Source organism: Bacillus sp. CZDM1 (genome assembly GCF_055502545.1).
Genome location: NZ_JBUESO010000007.1, coordinates 160,635 through 179,269, shown reverse-complemented (window position 1 = coordinate 179,269; position 18,635 = coordinate 160,635). Strand labels below are relative to the sequence as shown.

At 41.6% G+C, this 18,635-nt stretch carries 19 protein-coding genes; 18 read left to right on the top strand and 1 reads right to left on the bottom strand.

Annotated elements, in window-relative coordinates; genetic code table 11:
- Window positions 1-4 precede the first annotated feature (4 nt).
- The 18 genes from fliF (at window position 5) to ACY3XC_RS17325 (ending at window position 17,380) form a co-directional block, all read left to right on the top strand.
- Window positions 5-1,591 carry a flagellar basal-body MS-ring/collar protein FliF gene (gene fliF / locus ACY3XC_RS17410; protein ID WP_464869674.1) on the top strand — a complete coding sequence of 529 codons (1,587 nt, stop codon included), beginning with the start codon at window positions 5-7 and terminating at the stop codon, window positions 1,589-1,591.
- Between the two features lie 18 nt (window positions 1,592-1,609).
- Entirely contained in the window at window positions 1,610-2,611 is a 1,002-nt protein-coding gene (gene fliG / locus ACY3XC_RS17405; protein WP_464869673.1) for a flagellar motor switch protein FliG, read from the top strand.
- Window positions 2,601-3,347, top strand: a complete 747-nt coding sequence (locus ACY3XC_RS17400) for a FliH/SctL family protein (protein ID WP_464869672.1) — start codon at window positions 2,601-2,603, stop codon at window positions 3,345-3,347. Before fliG ends, ACY3XC_RS17400 begins: the two co-directional genes overlap by 11 nt.
- A complete protein-coding gene (gene fliI / locus ACY3XC_RS17395) occupies window positions 3,340-4,668 on the top strand; it encodes a flagellar protein export ATPase FliI (RefSeq protein WP_464869671.1) in 1,329 nt (442 codons plus the stop codon). Before ACY3XC_RS17400 ends, fliI begins: the two co-directional genes overlap by 8 nt.
- Window positions 4,665-5,111, top strand: a complete 447-nt coding sequence (gene fliJ, locus ACY3XC_RS17390) for a flagellar export protein FliJ (protein WP_464869670.1) — start codon at window positions 4,665-4,667, stop codon at window positions 5,109-5,111. The genes fliI and fliJ overlap by 4 nt, the downstream gene beginning before the upstream one ends.
- A gap of 27 nt (window positions 5,112-5,138) precedes the next feature.
- Window positions 5,139-5,486: a flagellar motor switch protein FliN gene (gene fliN / locus ACY3XC_RS17385; protein WP_464869669.1), complete on the top strand. Its 348-nt coding sequence runs from the start codon at window positions 5,139-5,141 to the stop codon at window positions 5,484-5,486.
- Window positions 5,487-5,499: 13 nt separating this feature from the next.
- Window positions 5,500-6,084, top strand: coding sequence for a flagellar biosynthetic protein FliO (locus tag ACY3XC_RS17380; protein WP_464869668.1), 585 nt, complete (start codon window positions 5,500-5,502; stop codon window positions 6,082-6,084).
- 98 nt (window positions 6,085-6,182) lie between these two features.
- On the top strand, window positions 6,183-6,833 hold the full coding sequence (gene fliP, locus ACY3XC_RS17375; RefSeq protein ID WP_464869778.1) for a flagellar type III secretion system pore protein FliP: 651 nt from the start codon (window positions 6,183-6,185) through the stop codon (window positions 6,831-6,833).
- Window positions 6,834-6,844: 11 nt separating this feature from the next.
- The gene (fliQ, locus tag ACY3XC_RS17370; protein WP_045518430.1) at window positions 6,845-7,114 is read left to right on the top strand and encodes a flagellar biosynthesis protein FliQ; all 270 of its coding nucleotides are present in this window, start codon (window positions 6,845-6,847) and stop codon (window positions 7,112-7,114) included.
- 4 nt (window positions 7,115-7,118) lie between these two features.
- Window positions 7,119-7,892 (top strand): flagellar biosynthetic protein FliR, encoded by a 774-nt coding sequence (gene fliR, locus ACY3XC_RS17365; RefSeq protein ID WP_464869666.1) that lies wholly within the window; start codon window positions 7,119-7,121, stop codon window positions 7,890-7,892.
- A 3-nt stretch (window positions 7,893-7,895) separates the two neighbouring features.
- Window positions 7,896-8,978, top strand: coding sequence for a flagellar biosynthesis protein FlhB (gene flhB, locus ACY3XC_RS17360; protein ID WP_464869665.1), 1,083 nt, complete (start codon window positions 7,896-7,898; stop codon window positions 8,976-8,978).
- 12 nt (window positions 8,979-8,990) lie between these two features.
- On the top strand, window positions 8,991-11,021 hold the full coding sequence (gene flhA / locus ACY3XC_RS17355) for a flagellar biosynthesis protein FlhA (RefSeq protein WP_464869664.1): 2,031 nt from the start codon (window positions 8,991-8,993) through the stop codon (window positions 11,019-11,021).
- Window positions 11,018-12,151 (top strand): flagellar biosynthesis protein FlhF, encoded by a 1,134-nt coding sequence (flhF, locus tag ACY3XC_RS17350; RefSeq protein WP_464869663.1) that lies wholly within the window; start codon window positions 11,018-11,020, stop codon window positions 12,149-12,151. The genes flhA and flhF overlap by 4 nt, the downstream gene beginning before the upstream one ends.
- The gene (locus ACY3XC_RS17345) at window positions 12,111-12,980 is read left to right on the top strand and encodes a MinD/ParA family protein (protein ID WP_464869662.1); all 870 of its coding nucleotides are present in this window, start codon (window positions 12,111-12,113) and stop codon (window positions 12,978-12,980) included. The genes flhF and ACY3XC_RS17345 overlap by 41 nt, the downstream gene beginning before the upstream one ends.
- Window positions 12,981-13,045: 65 nt before the next feature.
- A complete protein-coding gene (locus ACY3XC_RS17340) occupies window positions 13,046-13,753 on the top strand; it encodes a sigma-70 family RNA polymerase sigma factor (protein WP_464869661.1) in 708 nt (235 codons plus the stop codon).
- Between the two features lie 123 nt (window positions 13,754-13,876).
- Entirely contained in the window at window positions 13,877-14,770 is an 894-nt protein-coding gene (locus ACY3XC_RS17335; RefSeq protein WP_464869660.1) for an aminoglycoside phosphotransferase family protein, read from the top strand.
- Window positions 14,771-14,845: 75 nt separating this feature from the next.
- Entirely contained in the window at window positions 14,846-16,639 is a 1,794-nt protein-coding gene (locus ACY3XC_RS17330; RefSeq protein ID WP_464869659.1) for a S9 family peptidase, read from the top strand.
- A 114-nt stretch (window positions 16,640-16,753) separates the two neighbouring features.
- Window positions 16,754-17,380, top strand: coding sequence for a metal-dependent hydrolase (locus tag ACY3XC_RS17325; protein WP_464869658.1), 627 nt, complete (start codon window positions 16,754-16,756; stop codon window positions 17,378-17,380).
- 46 nt (window positions 17,381-17,426) lie between these two features.
- Here the strand turns inward: ACY3XC_RS17325 and alr are convergent, their stop codons facing one another.
- Window positions 17,427-18,611 (bottom strand): alanine racemase, encoded by a 1,185-nt coding sequence (gene alr / locus ACY3XC_RS17320; protein WP_464869657.1) that lies wholly within the window; start codon window positions 18,609-18,611, stop codon window positions 17,427-17,429.
- Between the last annotated feature and the right edge of the window lie 24 nt (window positions 18,612-18,635).

The following is an 18,635-nucleotide window of genomic DNA, read 5'->3' as shown; positions in this document are numbered from 1 at the left end:
GAGCATGAATCAGCAAATACATGACTTTAAAGAAAAATACATATATTTTTGGAATTCGGTCAGTAAAAAAAGAAGAGTTCTATATATTGGTACTTTTATCGCGATCATAGTGGCTTTGTCTCTCTCTATCTTTTTTCTATCAAAATCTACTTATGTCCCATTATTTACAAATGAGATGAGTCAAAAGGAAATTGGTGATATCAAAGCAGAATTGGATCAAGAGGGATATACCGATTATAAACTAGATCGTAACGGGACAACCATTCTAGTGCCACAGGAAGATGTTGATCAGTTATTAGTCTCATTGGCTTCAAAGGGGCTCCCGAAAACGGGTACCATTAGTTTTTTTGATATGACAAAGGATTTGCAGTTTGGGGCAACAGATCGTCAGTTGGATGCTATGGAAAAAGAGGCGCTTCAAGGAGAAGTCGCTGATCTGCTGCGGCATGTCGAAGGGGTGAAAAATGCGGCTGTTGTACTAACTACGCCTCAGGAAAACTTGTTTGTCCAAGCGGATGAGAAGGAACAAGCCTCAGCCTCCGCGGTCATTGAATTGGAACCGGGTTATGAATTAGAACCAAAGGAAATTCAGGTTTTATATCATTTGGTTTCAAAAAGTGTGCCAAACCTGCCGAAGGAAAATATTGTCATGACAGACCAGGGCGGGCAAGGATTGGACCTGCCGGAACACTCAACAGGTGCATTAGATAACTTTGATCAGCAGCGGAAGATTCAGAAAGATATTGAAGCGGATATTCAAAAAGACCTGCAGCAGATGCTCGGAACGATTATGGGTCATAACAAAGTTCTCGTTCAAGCATTTGTACGTCTAAATTTTGATCAAGTGAAAACACGTGAGGATTTGGTTGAACCTTCAGCTGAAAATGAAGGTATTGCTGTCAGCGTCGAAGAGGTTTCGAAAAAATACAGTGGGAAGGATACGGCTGCCGGTGTGGATGGAACGGGTGAAACGGATATTGCCGGTTATGCAGGTACCAACCCCTCCCAGGAAAATACTTCTGAAGAATTGGAAAAACGTGTGAACTATGAAGTGAATCGAATTACAAATGAGATTGTACAAAGTCCCTATAAAATTGAGGATTTGACCATCAATGTTGGGGTGGAACCGCCAGATCCAGACAAACCTGCCTCCTTAACAAATGCAACAAAGGAAAATATACAACAAATTATATCCAATGTGGTTCGAACGGCATTAAGTTCAAATCCTGCATTAACCAATCAAGATATACAATCACGAATTACCGTATTCTCTCAGGAATTTAACGGGAAAGCAGAAATGCCAAAATTAGAAGAGAAGTCCAGCATCATCCCAGCATGGGCTTGGTGGAAGTATGCCCTTATCGGTGCTGGCGGATTGGTTTTATTAATGGTTCTATTCGCTTTCGTGCGCCGGAGAAAATCAAAAGAGGAAGAGGACGATCCATTTCCAATTTTTCAAGAAGTGCCGGTTAAGCCTGTTGAGTTGAAGGAAGATGAAAAAGTGGCCATTAAAAAGCAAGTAGAACAAATGGCCATGCAACAGCCGGAGGAATTTGTAGGACTGCTGCGAAATTGGCTTTCAAGGGACTAGTGGTAAGGGAGCGATCAGATGGAACAGTATACAAACACACAAAAGGCAGCAATATTATTGCTTTCCGTCGGACCGGATGTTTCAGCGGGGATCATGAAACATTTAGAAGAAAAAGAAATAGAAAGTATCACAAAGGAAATTACCGAATTGCGCAGGGTTACCTCCGATGTAAAGGAGAAGATTGTAAGGGAATTTCATCAACTGGCCGTCGACTCAAATATCGTTTCGTATGGAGGAATTGATACGGCAACAGAATTATTAAAACGTACCTTTGGCCCAGATAAGGCCGCTGGTTTTCTAAAACGGATGGGCAATCGGACCAATAACAGGCCATTTCAGTTTATCCAGCAGGTCGAGCAATCACAAATTTTTCATTTACTTCAATATGAAAATGCCCAAACCGTTGCTTTGGTTTTATCCTACTTAGATGCAGAAAAGGCAGCAGCGACGCTTTCCGTCTTTCCACCGGAAAGACAAATTGATATTGCCAAGCGAATTGCGATGATGGATACGGCGTCGCCAGAAATAATCCATCAAGTAGAACAGGTTCTACAGGATAAGCTTACGATGACAAGCTCGCAAAAACATGAATCACAAAAAGGAATTGACTCTATTGTCAGCATATTAAGCAGTGTAGATCGTGGTACAGAAAAAAATATTCTGGAAACATTGGAAAACGAGGATCCTGAATTAGCCAATGAAATTAAACAGCGAATGTTTGTGTTTGATGATATTGCTTATCTTGATAATCGATCGATTCAGCGAGTTTTAATGGATGTTCAAAATCAGGACCTATATCTGGCGCTAAGAATGACAACCCAAGGAGTAAAAGATGCCATTTACCGAAATATTTCAAAACGACGCGAAGAGGGTCTTGAGGAACTATTGAACTCGAATGAGCAAGTTCGTGTGAAAGATGTGGAAGATGCGCAGGGCAGAATTGTAACGGTCATTCGTAAATTAGAAGAAGACGGTGTTATCATCATTTCTCGAAATGGGGAAGAGAATCGTGTCATCTAGACTCGTAAAAGCATTTAACGTCGTAGCAAAAAATGGTCAAAAGGTTGTCGGTGTTCCAATACGAGAGCATATGTTGGTGGAAGTTATTCAGCCGCAGCCATTTGTTCAGCTTCAGAATGAACAACTACTGTTGGAGATAGAGCAGCAAAAGCAACGGGCAGAACAAGAATTAAACGAGTGGCGAACGAGGGAAGAGGAAAGCTTTCGTTCACAATTGGAAGAAGAAAAACGGCGGGGGTATGAAGAAGGCTACCAGCTTGGGATTGAGGATGGCAATCTGCATGCAAAGGAACAGTATCAAATTCATTTGCAAAAAGCAGCGGATATATTAGAGCAAGCCTATCAAGAAAAAGCTGCCATTATTCAGGAAGCTGATCCGTTTGTGATTGAATTGACGATGGCGATTGCTAAAAAGGTGATTCAACAGGAATTGAAAACGAATCCAGATGTTTTACTCCATATTATTAAACAGACGCTGTCGTCTGTTTACGAGACCGACTCTATTTCAATTGGTGTAGCACCTGAAGATTTCTCATTTGTTCAGAAGCAAAGAGAGCAATTACTCGCCATGGACAACGGACAGATAGAGATCAAGGTTTTCCCTGATTATTCAATCCAGCAGGGTGGATGTATTATTCGAACCTCATCTGGCAGTGTGGATGCGAGAATTGATGTACAGCTAAGTGAAATTAAACAAGTTCTGCTTGCTTATCAACAGGAGGATTCCCATGAGTAAATGGAAGATTAAATCCTACCTAGACATGCTAGAAACCATTAATCCAATCAAAATGAACGGAAAAGTTACACAGGTGATTGGGCTAACTATTGAGTCTCAAGGTCCTGATGTGAAAATGGGAGATATCTGTCATATCTTTTCCCCGCAGCAGCAGAAACCAATCAAAGCAGAAGTAGTAGGATTTCGTAATCATAAAGTTTTATTGATGCCGCTAGGAGAGCTTCAATCGATTGCACCTGGCTGTGATGTAGTATCAACAGGAAAACCGTTAACCGTTAAGGTAGGAATGGATCTTTTAGGTAAAGTGCTGGATGGGCTTGGCAATCCGATGGATGGAAGCTTACTGCCAGCGGGACTCCTGGAGGCTGGAACGGATAATCTCCCCCCGAACCCCTTAACCAGACCAAGAATCACAGAACCATTGAGTGTAGGTGTTCGAACGATTGATGGGCTGTTAACCGTTGGAAAAGGACAAAGGGTAGGGGTATTTGCCGGCAGCGGTGTTGGAAAAAGTACCCTTCTAGGCATGATTGCTAGGAACACAGAAGCAGATGTCAATGTCATCGGATTAATTGGTGAACGCGGCCGGGAAGTATTGGACTTCATTGAACGGGATTTAGGTGAGGAAGGGTTGAAAAAGTCAGTTGTTGTCGCAGCCACATCGGATCAGCCAGCACTGATTCGAATCAAGGGAGCGATGATTGCTACTGCGATTGCCGAGTTTTTTCGTGACCAAGGGATGAATGTCAATTTAATGCTGGACTCTGTCACGCGATATGCGATGGCGCAAAGGGAAATTGGTTTAGCGATTGGTGAACCTCCAGCGACGAAAGGATACACTCCCTCCGTGTTTGCTTTACTGCCACGTTTATTGGAGAGGGCAGGAACGAATGCAAATGGCAGTATTACTGCTTTTTATACGGTATTGGTAGATGGGGACGATATGAATGAACCGATTGCCGATAGTGTTCGCGGGATTTTGGATGGTCATATTGTCTTAGACCGGAGTCTTGCAAGAAAAGGAGTTTATCCGGCGATTGATGTTTTATCGAGTGTAAGCCGAGTGATGAGTGAGATTGTGACTCGTGAACATTTACAAGCAGCGGAGATGCTAAAGCAGCATAAAAGTGTGTATCAAAATGCCGAGGATTTAATTCAAATTGGGGCTTACAAGAGAGGAACGGACCGGGATATTGACCGGGCTGTAGATGTGAAGGAATGGATTGATCAATTTGTGAAGCAAGGGACAAATGAATCCCCATCGATAGAATCTACCATTGAACAGCTGCTAACTAAATTTGGGGAGGATGTACGACTGTGACTTTTCAATTTCCATATATTCATATTTTAAACCTTAAAGAAAAGGAAAAAGAGCAAGCTTTAATAGAGTTGGGGCAGATTGGAAGGCAAAAGGAAGCTATCATGAATGAACATCTGGCCTTGGAACAGAAAAAAAATCTATTTTTACAACAGGCAGACACTGGAAAAGTGACTGCTTCCATTGCTGATATCCAACAACGTAATGAGTATCATACGTACTTAAACCAACAAATGTCTCAGTTAGAAATGCAAATCAACTTGATTGATAAAGAGATTGCAGCTAAGAAACTAGATTTATTGGATAAGCAAAAAGATGAAAAAACATGGAATCATTTGCGTGATAAAGCGCTTGAGAAATATGTCCAGAAACAGAAAAAAATCGAGCAGGATCTGATGGATGAAATGGCTGCGATTCGCCATTTTCATCAACGTCTATCTATGTAAAACCTCTTTTGAAAGGAGCGGATACACGTGAAGGAACAGAAGACCGGGTCATATGGAGCGGTTCAGTCGGTGCAGTTTTCACCGCTTCCAGATAACGCACCCGCAGCTGCAGGGAAAAAACAAATACAGCTATTAACGGATGTGTCCCTTCAAGTCTCTTTTGAATTAGGCAGAACCAAAAAATCGGTTCGCGAAATTCTTCAGCTGCAAACGGGATCGGTGATTGGCTTAAATAAACTAGCGGGAGAATATGTCGATGTGTTGGTTAATAAACATTCGATTGCTGTCGGCGAGGTAGTGGTCATGGATGACAAATTTGCTATCCGGATTACAGACGTGATCTCCGAACAGGAAAAAGAGAGAAAAATCAAGTGAGAGGGACAGTCTTGTGAATACGTGGAAAAAATGGATTAGAATACTAACGATTAGTCTGCTGGTTTCCCTTTTACCACTATCGGTTGCTAAAGCAAAAGAGGGAACCGTGTATGAACAATTCGAAAAAGATTCACCGGCAGATCAATCGGAAACAAAAGTAAATCCCGAACCCGCTAAGGCTTCAGTAGTCCCTTATGCGTTAAAATTTATTGGCTCCTTCCTATTAATCTTATTACTTCTATTTATTGTACTAAAATACCTATCTAAGAAAACGAGGATGTACGCTGGAGGGGGTCCTTTCCATGCACTGGGCGGGCATTCACTCGGTAACAATCGATCCTTACAAATGGTGATGATGGGGGATACCTTATACCTATTAGGTGTGGGGGAAGATGTGAATCTGATTCGAACCATCCCTCCGGGTGAAGAACAAAGAAGGCTGCTCGAATCGGTTGCAGAAAAACCAATTGATACGGTTACAAAATGGGGAGCTCAACTTAAAAAGACCTCACAGGAAAAGTGGGATGAACTTCTCTTAAAGCAATTAAAAGAAGTGAAATCCGACGCTAATCAACAAAATAAGGGGGAGAATGGATGAAAAAACTACTCCTTCTTACACCTTTGTTCTTATTTTTAGGACAAGATCCTGTTTTTGCTCAAATGGATACAACTCCCATTCCAGGTATTCACTTTGAAATGGGGGGCTCGGAAGATTTAGATGGTACAGCTTTATCGATAAAATTACTCCTCCTTCTTACGATTCTATCGGTTGCACCTAGTATTCTATTATTAATGACTTCGTTTACGAGGATTGCAATTGTGCTATCGTTTGTCCGAACCGCACTCGGCACGCAGCAAATGCCGCCGACTCAAGTCATCATGGGACTTAGTATCATTTTAACCTTCTTTGTCATGGGACCCACTTTTCAAGAAGTGAACAATCAGGCCTTTCAGCCTTTTCTAGAGGGAAAGTTAAGTCAAGAAGATGCTCTAGATCAAGCAGCTTCTCCTATGAAGGAGTTTATGGCAAAACAAACGCGTGAAAGTGACTTACAGCTTTTTTTAGAATACAGAAAAACGAAGAACATCCAGTCCATTGAAGATATTCCCCTAACAGCATTGGTTCCGGCCTTTGCGATTAGTGAACTCAAAACTGCGTTCCAAATGGGCTTTTTAATCTTCATCCCGTTTATTATTATTGACATGATTGTCGCAAGTGTTCTGATGGCAATGGGAATGATGATGGTTCCGCCCTCGCTTATTTCACTGCCCTTTAAAATTCTCTTATTTATTTTAGTAGATGGATGGAACTTGGTCGTGCAATCTTTGTTCGTAAGCTTTAAATAAGGAGTAACTTTATGACACCAGACAGCATTATGGGGCTTGCGCAAAGCTCAATCTATTTAACCATTCTCGTTTTGGCCCCTGTTTTAGGCGTTGCCTTGGCGGTCGGATTAATTATTAGTATTTTCCAAGCGATTACCCAGATCCAGGAACAGACACTGGCGTTTGCCCCAAAAATCATCGCTGTTTTTGTCAGTTTGCTGTTTTTTGGTCCATGGATGCTCACTCATCTCGTTGATTACACAAGGAATATCCTATCAAATCTTACACGTTTCATAGGGTAATAAAATGAGTATCCTAGACCTTTTGCCAATATTCTTGTTAGTGTTCGTTCGGTTAACTTGTTTCTTTGTAACGGCACCGTTATGGATGGAACGGCAAATTCCCGCACCATTTAAATGGGGAACTGCTTTTTTCATCAGCCTGCTCGTGGTTGGCTTGGTGGAGCCAGAACAAGTAATTCAAATCGGCCCAACCTATATTCTTCTTGTTCTAAAGGAAGTCCTAGTCGGGCTGTGTTTGGGGTTTTTTGTAACGATTTTGTTGTATGCTGTTCAGCTGGCTGGAAGCTTTATTGACTTGCAGAGTGGTTTTGCGATGGCCACGATGTTTAATCCGCAAACCGGTATCCAGGAAAATCTTACAGGAAGATTCTTCTACATCATAGCCATGTTATTTTTTTTGACCATAGACGGTCATCACGTCCTCATCAAAGGGATCTTGGCAAGTTACGATTGGATTCCTATCGATTCCTGGCTGCCTCCCGATGTTTCGAAAAATCTCGTTGACTTATCGCTGATGATTGTGAAGGACATGTTTTGGATCGCGATATTAATCGCTTCACCCATTGTTGCAACGATCTTCTTAGTGGATATTGCGTTAGGGATATTAGCAAAAACAGTACCACAAATGAATCTATTTGTAGTCGGAATTCCGATTAAAATGGCTGTTCATTTTATCGTACTATTTGTATTCATTCCGGTCTTTTTTATCGTTATGGAAAAGCTGGTTCAGATCATGATTCACTCCTTTGAACAAATGCTGAAGATACTAGGGGCTTAAACGATGTACGTAACATTAGATTTGCAGCTATTTGCTGAAAAAACTGAAAAAGCCACTCCGCAAAAAAAGCAAGAGGCAAGGAAAAAAGGACAGGTAGCCAAAAGTGCCGATTTATCGAATGCAATTGTCCTGTTATGTTCATTTTCTTTCTTGTCGTTTTATGGAAAGCAGATGGCTGAACGTTTCATACAAATGTATCGGCTGGGATTCTCGGATTGGTTAGTGCTGGATGTAACACAGCAGTCGATTGCCTTACTATTCCTTACATTATTAAAGGAAAGTGTGATCATTGCTGGTCCGATTATCTTAGCTGCCTGGCTTGGTAGCTTTGTTTCTACGTTAGCACAGGTTGGATTTCTTTTTTCCTCCGAAGCTATCAAAATGGACCTTAAAAAAATCAATCCGGTTGAAGGGGCAAAACGTCTCTTTTCAGCACGAACCATCGTAGAGTTTATAAAGTCGATTTTAAAACTTGTGATCATTGTAACGGTAACAGGGATCTTTCTTTGGCAGCAAAAAACGGTATTGCTAAAAATGCCGCAAATGGAACCGCTAAGGATGGTCTCATTTCTCGGCTCCCTTACGGTAAAGCTGGGTATGGTTATTTCTGCTGTATACCTTGTCGTTGCGGTAGCAGATCTCGTTTATCAACGATTTGATCATGCCAAGAATTTGCGTATGTCCAAACAAGATATTAAAGATGAACATAAAAAGTCCGAGGGTGACCCGTTAATTAAACATAAAATCAAGGAAAAACAACGTCAAATCTCAAGTGCACGGATGATGCAGGAAATTCCAAAAGCCCAGGTAGTGGTCACCAATCCAACGCATTTTGCTGTTGCGATTGCTTATGAGGCGGGGAAAACAAAGGTGCCAATTGTGGTGGCAAAAGGTGCGGATTATTTAGCTCTTAAAATGAGAGAAGTGGCGAAGGAGCATCGGGTGGTCATTATGGAGAACAAACCATTAGCCAGAACATTATATGCGAGTGTTGAAATTGGCGAAGAAATTCCAGAAGAGCTATTTAAAGCAGTAGCGGAAGTGCTGGCGTACGTTTATAAAGTGAAAGGGACTTTCAACAAGTAGAGGAGGTTTGTTGTGAGTATAAAAAATCTCGGAGTATTACTCGCGGTCATCATGATCGTTGCGATGATGGTCATCCCTTTACCGACATTCATGTTAGATATCTTACTAATCATTAATCTATCCATCTCGATTATGATTCTATTAATTACTATGAACACAAAAGAACCGCTAGATTTCTCCATTTTTCCAGCCCTTCTTTTGCTGACAACTCTCTTTCGTCTTGCTTTGAATGTATCAAGCACCAGGACGATTCTTTCAACAGCTAAAGCAGGAGCTGTTATTGAAACCTTTGGCGACTTTGTCATTGGCGGAAATATGGTGGTTGGCTTTATTGTTTTTTTAATCTTGGTCATTATTCAATTCATCGTAATTACGAAAGGATCGGAACGGGTAGCGGAGGTTGCAGCCCGCTTTACGTTAGATGCAATGCCCGGAAAACAAATGAGTATTGATGCTGATTTAAATACGGGGATGATCAATGATCAGGAAGCGCGTCTAAGAAGAAGCAAGGTAGAACGAGAAGCGGATTTTTACGGTTCGATGGATGGTGCAAGTAAATTTGTAAAAGGCGATGCAATCGCAGGTATTATTATTTTGATTATTAATATCATAGGTGGATTTATCATTGGAATGACCATGCATGGGATGGATTTTTCGCAAGCTATCAATACATTTACACTATTATCGGTTGGGGATGGTCTTGTGAGTCAGATCCCCGCTCTGTTAATTTCTACGGCAACAGGGATTATGGTAACGAGAGCAGCTTCTGAAGGGAATCTTGGTGATGATTTAACGAAGCAAATGTCTTCTTACCCGAGCCTGTTGTATATTGTATCCGGATGTATTGCCTTGCTTGGAATCGTAACACCGATTGGGATATTCCTTACATGGGGGATTGCTGGTTTGCTCGCATTTGCTGCTTATAACATTCAAAATAAACGCACGAAACAAGAGGAAGCGATAGAGAGTACACAATCGGAACAAGAGTTAGACGAAGTACGCAAGCCGGAAAATGTATTTTCCTTACTTAGAGAGGATCCGATTGAATTTGAATTTGGGATTGGTTTGATTATGCTCGCTGACGTCAACCAAGGCGGTGATTTATTGGACCGGGTTGTTGCGATTCGCCGGCAAATTGCGTTGGATTTGGGATTAGTCGTTCCGGTCATTCGCATTCGTGATAATATCCAGCTCCACCATAATGAATACGTGATAAAAATAAAAGGAAATGAAGTAGCCAAGGGTGAGATTTTATTGGATCATTTCTTAATGCTCAATCCTAATAATGAGGAACATGGGATTGATGGCATTGAAACGGTGGAGCCAACATTTGGTCTTCCTGCTTTATGGATAACGGAAGACAAGAAAGATGAGGCAGAGCTATTTGGCTATACCGTCATCGATCCTTCTTCGATTGTCAGCACTCATCTTTCAGAAACGATTCGCAAATTTGCACATGAGATTTTAGGAAGAGAAGAAACAACGCAATTAATTAATCATGTGAAGGAAAGCCAGCCATCATTAGTAGAGGAGCTAATTCCGAATATTCTTACTGTGGGTGATGTTCAGAAGGTGCTGCAAAAGCTGTTGAAGGAGAATGTTTCGATCAGAAGTCTTACCTCGATATTTGAAGCACTTGCCGATTATTCGGTCTATACGAAAAATCCCGATATCCTAACGGAATATGTGAGGCAGGCCTTGGCCCGTCAATTAACGTTTCAATATGTACGGAACGGTGTGGTTCACGCGATTCAGGTCGGAGCAGGAATCGAAAAGAAACTAGCAGAGTCGATTTCTAGGACAGAGCAGGGTGATATCCTGACGATTGACCCAGAATCGAGCAATCAGATGATTCATTCCTTTTCGCAAAAAATTGAGCAAATGTCACAACTAGGAATCAGGCCGATTATCTTAACATCCGCAGGGATTCGGATGTATGTCCGACAAATAATGGAACGTACATTAGCTGATATTCCAATCCTTTCCTATAATGAGCTGGAACCGAACGTCGAAGTGCAGAGTGTTGGAGTGGTAAATCTATGATCATCAAAACGTATGTCGTGACAAACGAATCCGATGCTTATCCGATGATCCTTCAAGATTTAGGGACAGAGGCATTTATCTTAAATACGAAGCCAGTTAAAACAGGAGGATTTTTCGGGTTATTCCGTAAAAAACTTATAGAAGTTGTGGCAGCAGCTGATCATTATGCTGAAAAGCCGACTTACGTGGAACCTGCCGTAGAAGTCAAAATACCAGCGAATGACACTCAGAAGGAAGTACTGGAAGAGCTGTCCAAGGTAAAGGGATTAATTAGTGCCATTGTAAAGGATGAGAAGAAAACGATACCAACAGCCGTAGAAAAGTGGGTACAGCGCCTTCGGGAGCAAGAAGTGGACGAAGAGGTGACCGAGTATATCATTAAAAAAATGAAAATGAGACATAAGAACATTCAAAACCTGTCCACTCATGAAATAGAGCAACTCTTCCTGTCGATTATAGCGCAGCTCTTTGAAGAAGGAAAAGTGAAGGATACCGATACCGCCCCGTTTCTTATTACCCTAGTTGGGCCAACTGGTGTGGGAAAAACAACTACGATTGCCAAGTTAGCAGCAGCCCGCGTTTTTCAGCAAAGGCAGAAGGTAGGATTACTGACGACGGATACGTACCGGATTGCGGCTGTGGAGCAGTTAAAAACGTACGCGGGGATATTGAATATCCCGGTAGAAGTGGTTTCCAATCCAGACGAGCTGCGAAAGTCTATGGAGATATTAAAAGGCTGCCAGATGGTTTTCATGGACAGTGCCGGCAGAAATTATTTAGAGGATGATTATATTGAAGAAATCAATCAATATTTACGTTTTGATACCCCACAGGAAAATTATTTAGTTCTTAGTATGACCACCCGTTGGAGGGATTTGCGGAAAATCGTTGATCAAATGAAATCAGTCCCGATCGACAAGCTTATTTTAACAAAATGGGATGAAACGAGCTGCTACGGTGTAGCTCTTAATATGGTCTATCACTATCCGTATCCTTTATCCTATGTGAGCTTAGGACAAGGAGTTCCTCAGGATATCATGCAGGCAGACCCTCTTTTTATGGCAAAAAAGATTCTAGGAGCAGATGACAATGAAGCAGGATCAAGCACACCAATTAAGACAATTATCTAACTCACTAGTTAGTCATGATAGGACTTCCCGTGTTGTTACAATTACCTCAGGCAAGGGCGGGGTTGGGAAATCAAACTTCACCTTAAGCTTTGCACTCAGTTTAATGGAGCTGGGAAAGAAAGTAGTCGTAATCGATCTTGATATTGGCATGGCAAACATAGACATTCTTATGGGGACGACCCCAAAGCATCACCTGTGGGATATGATTCGTGAGCGGAAGAGCATTTGGAGTGTACTCGAGAAAGGACCGAGCGGGTTGGAATATCTTGCGGGAGGCTCTGGATTTCAGCAGCTTCTTCAAATACAGGATGAGGAGAGACAGCATTTTTTTCAGGAATTAGAAAAACTTCATGGCTATGCTGATATTATTCTGATTGATACGGGTGTAGGTCTGACCGTTGAATCCCAACAATGTCACCTTTCGGCTGATGAAATCATCCTTCTTACCACACCTGAACCGACCTCAATAGCAGATGCGTATTCTGTTGTAAAAATATTGCATAGTCAAAATCCCAGCCTATCGTTCCAATTGGTCGTAAACCGGGTATCACGCCAAAAAGAAGGAATAGAGGTCGGAAGTAAATTTAAGTTAGCTGTTCAATCCTTTTTAAACAAAGAAATAAAAATCTTTGGAGCGATTCCAGACGATGCTGCCGTTATGCAAGCCGTGTTGAAGCAAGTCCCTTTTTATCTCGCGTTTCCTCGATCAACGGCGTCAGTAACGTTAAGAAATTTAGCTGAAAGATTTGTGACGGGTACGGTGGTGTTACAAGAAAACAAAGGGATTAAAGGGTTCATTCGGAATTTTTCAAGATTGCTAAGGTCATAATGTTTATTCATTGTACTCAAAAAAACTGCTAGAACAAGTGGAGGCCATGGGAAGGGGAATATATAGTGAATTGGAATGCGGAAGAGGCAATGGATCAATATATTCCATTGGTTCATAAGGTTGTTAGACATATGAAAAGGAGTCTATCTGATGCGGCGGATGAAAATGATCTACTATCTTTTGGAATGACAGGTTTGTGGGATGCCGGAAAAAAGTTTGACCCTTCTCAAGGAATCAAATTTGAAACCTATGCTGCTCAGCGGATTCGTGGCGAAATTCTCGATGGAATACGACAAAATGACCATGTATCTCGAACATTACGAAAAAAAGAGAAAACATATCGGTATGCTTTGGAGACATTAGAGCAGTCCTATATGCGTCGACCTACTCCGGTAGAAGTAAGTGAACATATGGGGATAAGCATGAAAGAATATGAACAAGCACAGTTGCAGCTTTCCTTTATTCATCAAGACTCATTAGATGAACCGAAAAACCTAGAAGAAAATGCAGCGGTTCAACAAATTGAGGACAACAAATCGATTAAGCAGGAAGAATGGCTTGAAGCGAAAGAACGAAAAAAAATCCTAGCTGAGCTGATTGATACCCTGCCCGAAAGAGAAAAACTCATTTTGGCCATGGTATACTTCGAAAATTTAACCTTTACGGACGTAAGTAAAGTGTTTGGATTGCATAAATCCCGTATCTCCCAGCTTCATAATCAGGCCATCAAACGGTTACGTAAAGCACTCGAGACACAGGGTGTAGAATGGTAAATTCCAATGTTCAAGACGAATCGTTCCCCTCGGTTCGTCTCTTTTTTATAAAAAGGGATTATGAATGGAACTGTTGAAATTATATATCATTGAAAATTCTACAGGTTAGGAGAATACTATTTTATGCAAATTTCTAGTGAATTTCAGGATAAAATTATCAATGCCTTTGGCCCGGATGGAAAGACATGGTTACAGTCTTTAGAGTCCACAGTCCAAACCTATTTACAACAGTGGAGTCTTACGAGTGAAGGACCTGTTTCAAACCTTTCTTATAATTATGTAATAAAGGTGAGGGATTCAAAGGGAACACCTTATATCTTGAAGCTGGGTGTACCAAACTTTGATACTCGTAATGAAATGGTGACGCTTCAAGCCTACAATGGGGAGGGCTGTGCCAAGCTTATGAAGTCTGACCCAAAAAATGGCGTTATGCTGCTCGAGCGGCTGGTACCAGGAACTATGCTTTCAGAAGAAAATGATGAAATGATTGTACTGGAGAATTACCTAAAGGTTTGGAAGGCTATTCGCAGACCTATTCCAAATGGAAGGTCAACACCAACGCTTACACACTGGTTCGAGGGACTTAAACGGTATCGGGAAACAGGGGATATGCAGATCTCAATAGAACATGTTCAGTTAGCAGAAGAGTTTTTTCAACAGGTGATGGAATCATCGGAGGGACCCGAACTCCTTCATGGTGACTTGCACCACGAGAATATTCTGTATTCCGAGCAGAAGGGCTGGATGGCGATTGATCCAAAAGGCGTTGTAGGGGACCCTTATTTTGATGTTGTTTCCTTTTTAATCAATCAACTAGACTCAAAGGCTCAGCCAAAAAACATCCTGAAGCTCCGAGTGGATACCATCAGTGAACAGCTGAAACTGGATCGTCAAAGACTACTAAAAGCTTTGATTGCCTTAGGGACACTTTATGCATGCTGGGGGATAGAAGATCAGGATCCAAACTGGGAAAAAACATACCAATGTGTAAAGTGGTTTATAGAATTTCAAGTGTAATGAACACAAACCTATTTAAATAGAATGAAAGGAGGTAAACTTTTTAAAAAAGATATCGTGATTGGTGGTAATGGAATGAAGGAAGTAACCATTGACCCTTATATACACGTGCGTATGGTGAAAAGTTTTGAATACGATCCAAAGGGTAAGAAAATCAGTTTTATTTCTGATTTTACAGGGATCCCGCAGGTTTGGGAGCTTGACCGGGAAGACAGGTGGCCAGCGCAAACCTCTTTTTCTATGAAAGGAATCACCTTTATTAAATATATTGCCGGTACCTCGGATTTGGTTTATGGGATGGATGCGGATGGAGATGAAAAGGAGCAATTGTACTTATTAAAAGAAAATGACGAAAAAGTCGCGCTGACAAACTCCCCTGAACATCTTCATCTGTTCGGTGATAGCTCTCCAGACGGAAAATGGATTGCTTGGTCGAGTAACCGTCGGCATCAAGCTTTTTTAGATATTTATATACAAAACTTGGAGACCTTGGAAATTCGTCGTGTATTTACCGGAGATGGAACGTATTCGGTGGAAAAATGGTTTCCTGATGGAAAGTCTTTATTAGTTAAAAAAACAAACACGCCCCTTGATCATGATTTAGGGGTATTTTCACTTTTAACGGGAAAAATGGATTGGATCACCGTGCATAAGGGTGAAGCAGGATATAAAGATTTCCATTTTAATAAGGAAGCAGATCATCTCTATCTATTAACCAATCAAAACAGAGAGTTCTTCGGGCTGGCAATGATTCAGATAGCAAGTAAACAATTTACCTGGCTCGAGCGGGGCGAGTGGGACTTTGAAGACTTAGTCATGAACAAGGATAAGAACAAATTAGCCTTTTCGATGAATGAAGGGGGAATATCCAGGGGCTTTCTAGTAGACCTGGAGAGAACAAATTTGTATAACTGGGAAACTCCCATGGGCGTAATGTACAATCTTAGATTTTCACCAGATAATCAAAAGCTCGGATTCGTGTTAAATGGACCTGCGCATCCCCCTGATATATGGGAGGTTGACCTAAAGACCATCCAAGCGAAGCGGCTAACGTACATCTCGCGTTCACCGGTTCTTGAGGAAAAATTAATTGAGCCTGAGCCGATAACATTTCCATCCTTTGACAACCTGCCCATACCTGCTTTTTACTATAAGCCTGCTAACAAAGAGGGGAAAGCACCTGTGGTTGTCTATATTCATGGAGGGCCGGAAAGTCAAAGCCGCGCCGTATACAGCCCCTTTTTGCAATATTTTTTAAACCAGGGATATGCGGTAGTTGCCCCTAACATCCGTGGCAGTACAGGTTATGGAAAAACCTACACACATCTTGATGATGGTCGAAAACGGATGGATGCAGTCAAGGATGTTACCTTTTTAATGGAACGGCTTAGAAATACAGGAGAAATTGATACGGAAAAGGCTGCGATTGTCGGCGGGAGCTATGGGGGATTTGTAGTCCTGGCCTCGATTAGTCACTTCCCGCATTTATGGGCCGCTGCCATTGATATCGTCGGAATCTCTAGTATTCGAACATTTTTAAAAACAACAAGTCCTTGGCGGAAAAAGCTAAGAGAGAAAGAATACGGGACCATTGAAAGTGATGGCGATTTTTTTGACCAAATCGACCCGTTGAATCATGCGGATAATATTAAAGCACCGCTAATGGTTATTCATGGTGTCAATGACCCACGAGTTCCCATTCAGGAATCCGATCAGATTGTGAAGAAACTAAAGGGGCGAAATCATCCTGTCCATTATAGCAGGATCGAAGAGGAAGGACATACGATGATGAAGCTGAAGAATAAAATAACTTCGTATACGGAGATGGCGGAATTTCTAGAAAAATATTTAGGAAAGCAGCCAGGGTGATGCCTGGCTATTTTTTCATAGGATAATAGTAGGGTTTTTGATGAAATTACTAAACAGAACAAATGTTTTGGTGTAGGATAGGGAGTAACAACATAAATAGAGGTGGAATTAACATTGAATGGTACCGCACATACAGCCATTGGAGCCGCAACAGGATTTATCGCTGCCAACACCTTTCATTCCTCTCCCACTGAGACTATCATTCTCGTTGGACTTGGAGCGGTTTCGGGTTTAATGCCTGATTTAGATATTGATGGAAAGCTTCGCGGCAAAATTACTTTATCCCATAAGGTAATTCGGTTGACCGCATTATTAATTGGAGTCTTAATGGTTTTTTATAGTTTTTATGAGGGAAAAGCAGTGGATAAATGGTTTGGTATTGGGAGCGGTTTGGTGATTATGATTGTCTCGTCACTCATCAAACAAAAGCATATGTTAACCATTACAGGAATAGGTGTCCTAATCGGGGGAATATCGTTGTCGGAAGTATGGTTAATTCTGCTGGGGGTGTATGTCATCATTGCGTCTATTACCTCGCATCGCAGCTATACACATTCCATCTTGGGTGTCATTTTCTTTGGGATCATCGCTTCAAAACTAGAGGTATCACTTGGAATCGACGGCGTTTTCTATGCCTGTCTTGGGGGATACATCAGTCACTTACTGGCCGACCTAAAAATATTGCCGTTTAATAAGCGTGGGATTAAGCTATTCTTACCTGTTTCAAAGATAGAATTATAGATTAAAACAGGTCACATCAAAGTTGGTGTGACCTGTTTTTCATGAATTATCTATAGCCAGTGGATTGCAGGACTTGATCGTGAATTTCATTACCTAAGACAGTATAAATCCGCGGAACCCGCTTCCCAATCAAACAGACAACCTCATAGTTAATCGTCCCCATAAGAAGTGCAATTTCATCAATCGATTGAAACGCGTTGTCATTTCCTCCAAAAATAATCACTTCATCTCCTTGCTGACAGAAGGGTACGTTGGTAACATCGATCATCGTTTGGTCCATACATACACGTCCCGCCACTATTACCTTTTGTCCCTGTAAGAGAAATTGCCCGCAGTTGGAAAGGTGTCTTGAGAGTCCATCTGCATATCCGATCGGAAGGGTGGCAATGACCCTTTCACTTGAAGGGGTAAAGGTGCATCCATAGCTAACTGGCTGCGACTTGGCTGTTTTTTTAAGTCGAGCAATTTTCGTTTTAAGCGTCATGGCTTGCAGAAGTGAAATGGGATGTTTCTTTAAAGATATGTCAGGATACAGACCGTATAATCCAATTCCGACACGGACCATATCCAGGTGCATTTCAGGAAAATTCATTGTCCCAGCGGTATTACAACAATGCTTTAACGGGATAGAAATTCCGTTGTCATTTATAAAAGAGATAAAAGAACGAAATCGTTCAAATTGCTGTAATGTATAGGATGGATCCTCACTATCAGCGTTAGCGAAGTGAGTGAAAATGCCTTTTAGCGTGACAAATGGTGACATTAACGCTTTTATTGCTAAATCCAGTGCTTCTTCTCGGGTCTGTACACCTATTCTTGTCATTCCCGTATCGATTTTTAAATGGATGGATACCGTTTTTTGAAAAACCTCGGACTGAAAAATAATTTCGTTTAGTACGTCCTCACTAAAAACGGTTAAATCAACCCCGGCAATTATCGCCTGCCGAATGGAGCGGATGGGAGTATATCCTAGAACAAGAATGGGCTCGGTTATTCCAGCCTCGCGTAGTTCAATTGCTTCATCCAAGATGGCCACTGCCAGATAATCTGCACCAGCTTCTACTGCTGCTCTTGCAGCCGGAACTGCTCCATGACCGTAACCATCTGCTTTTACCACCGCCATCAAGTTCACGGAAGCTCCAATATATTTTTTAAATTGATTGATATTATGCTTGATGGCGCCTAAGGATACCTCAGCCCATGTATCTCGATAACTCTGTAGATTCACCATTCTCCCTCCCTATATTCCTATGAA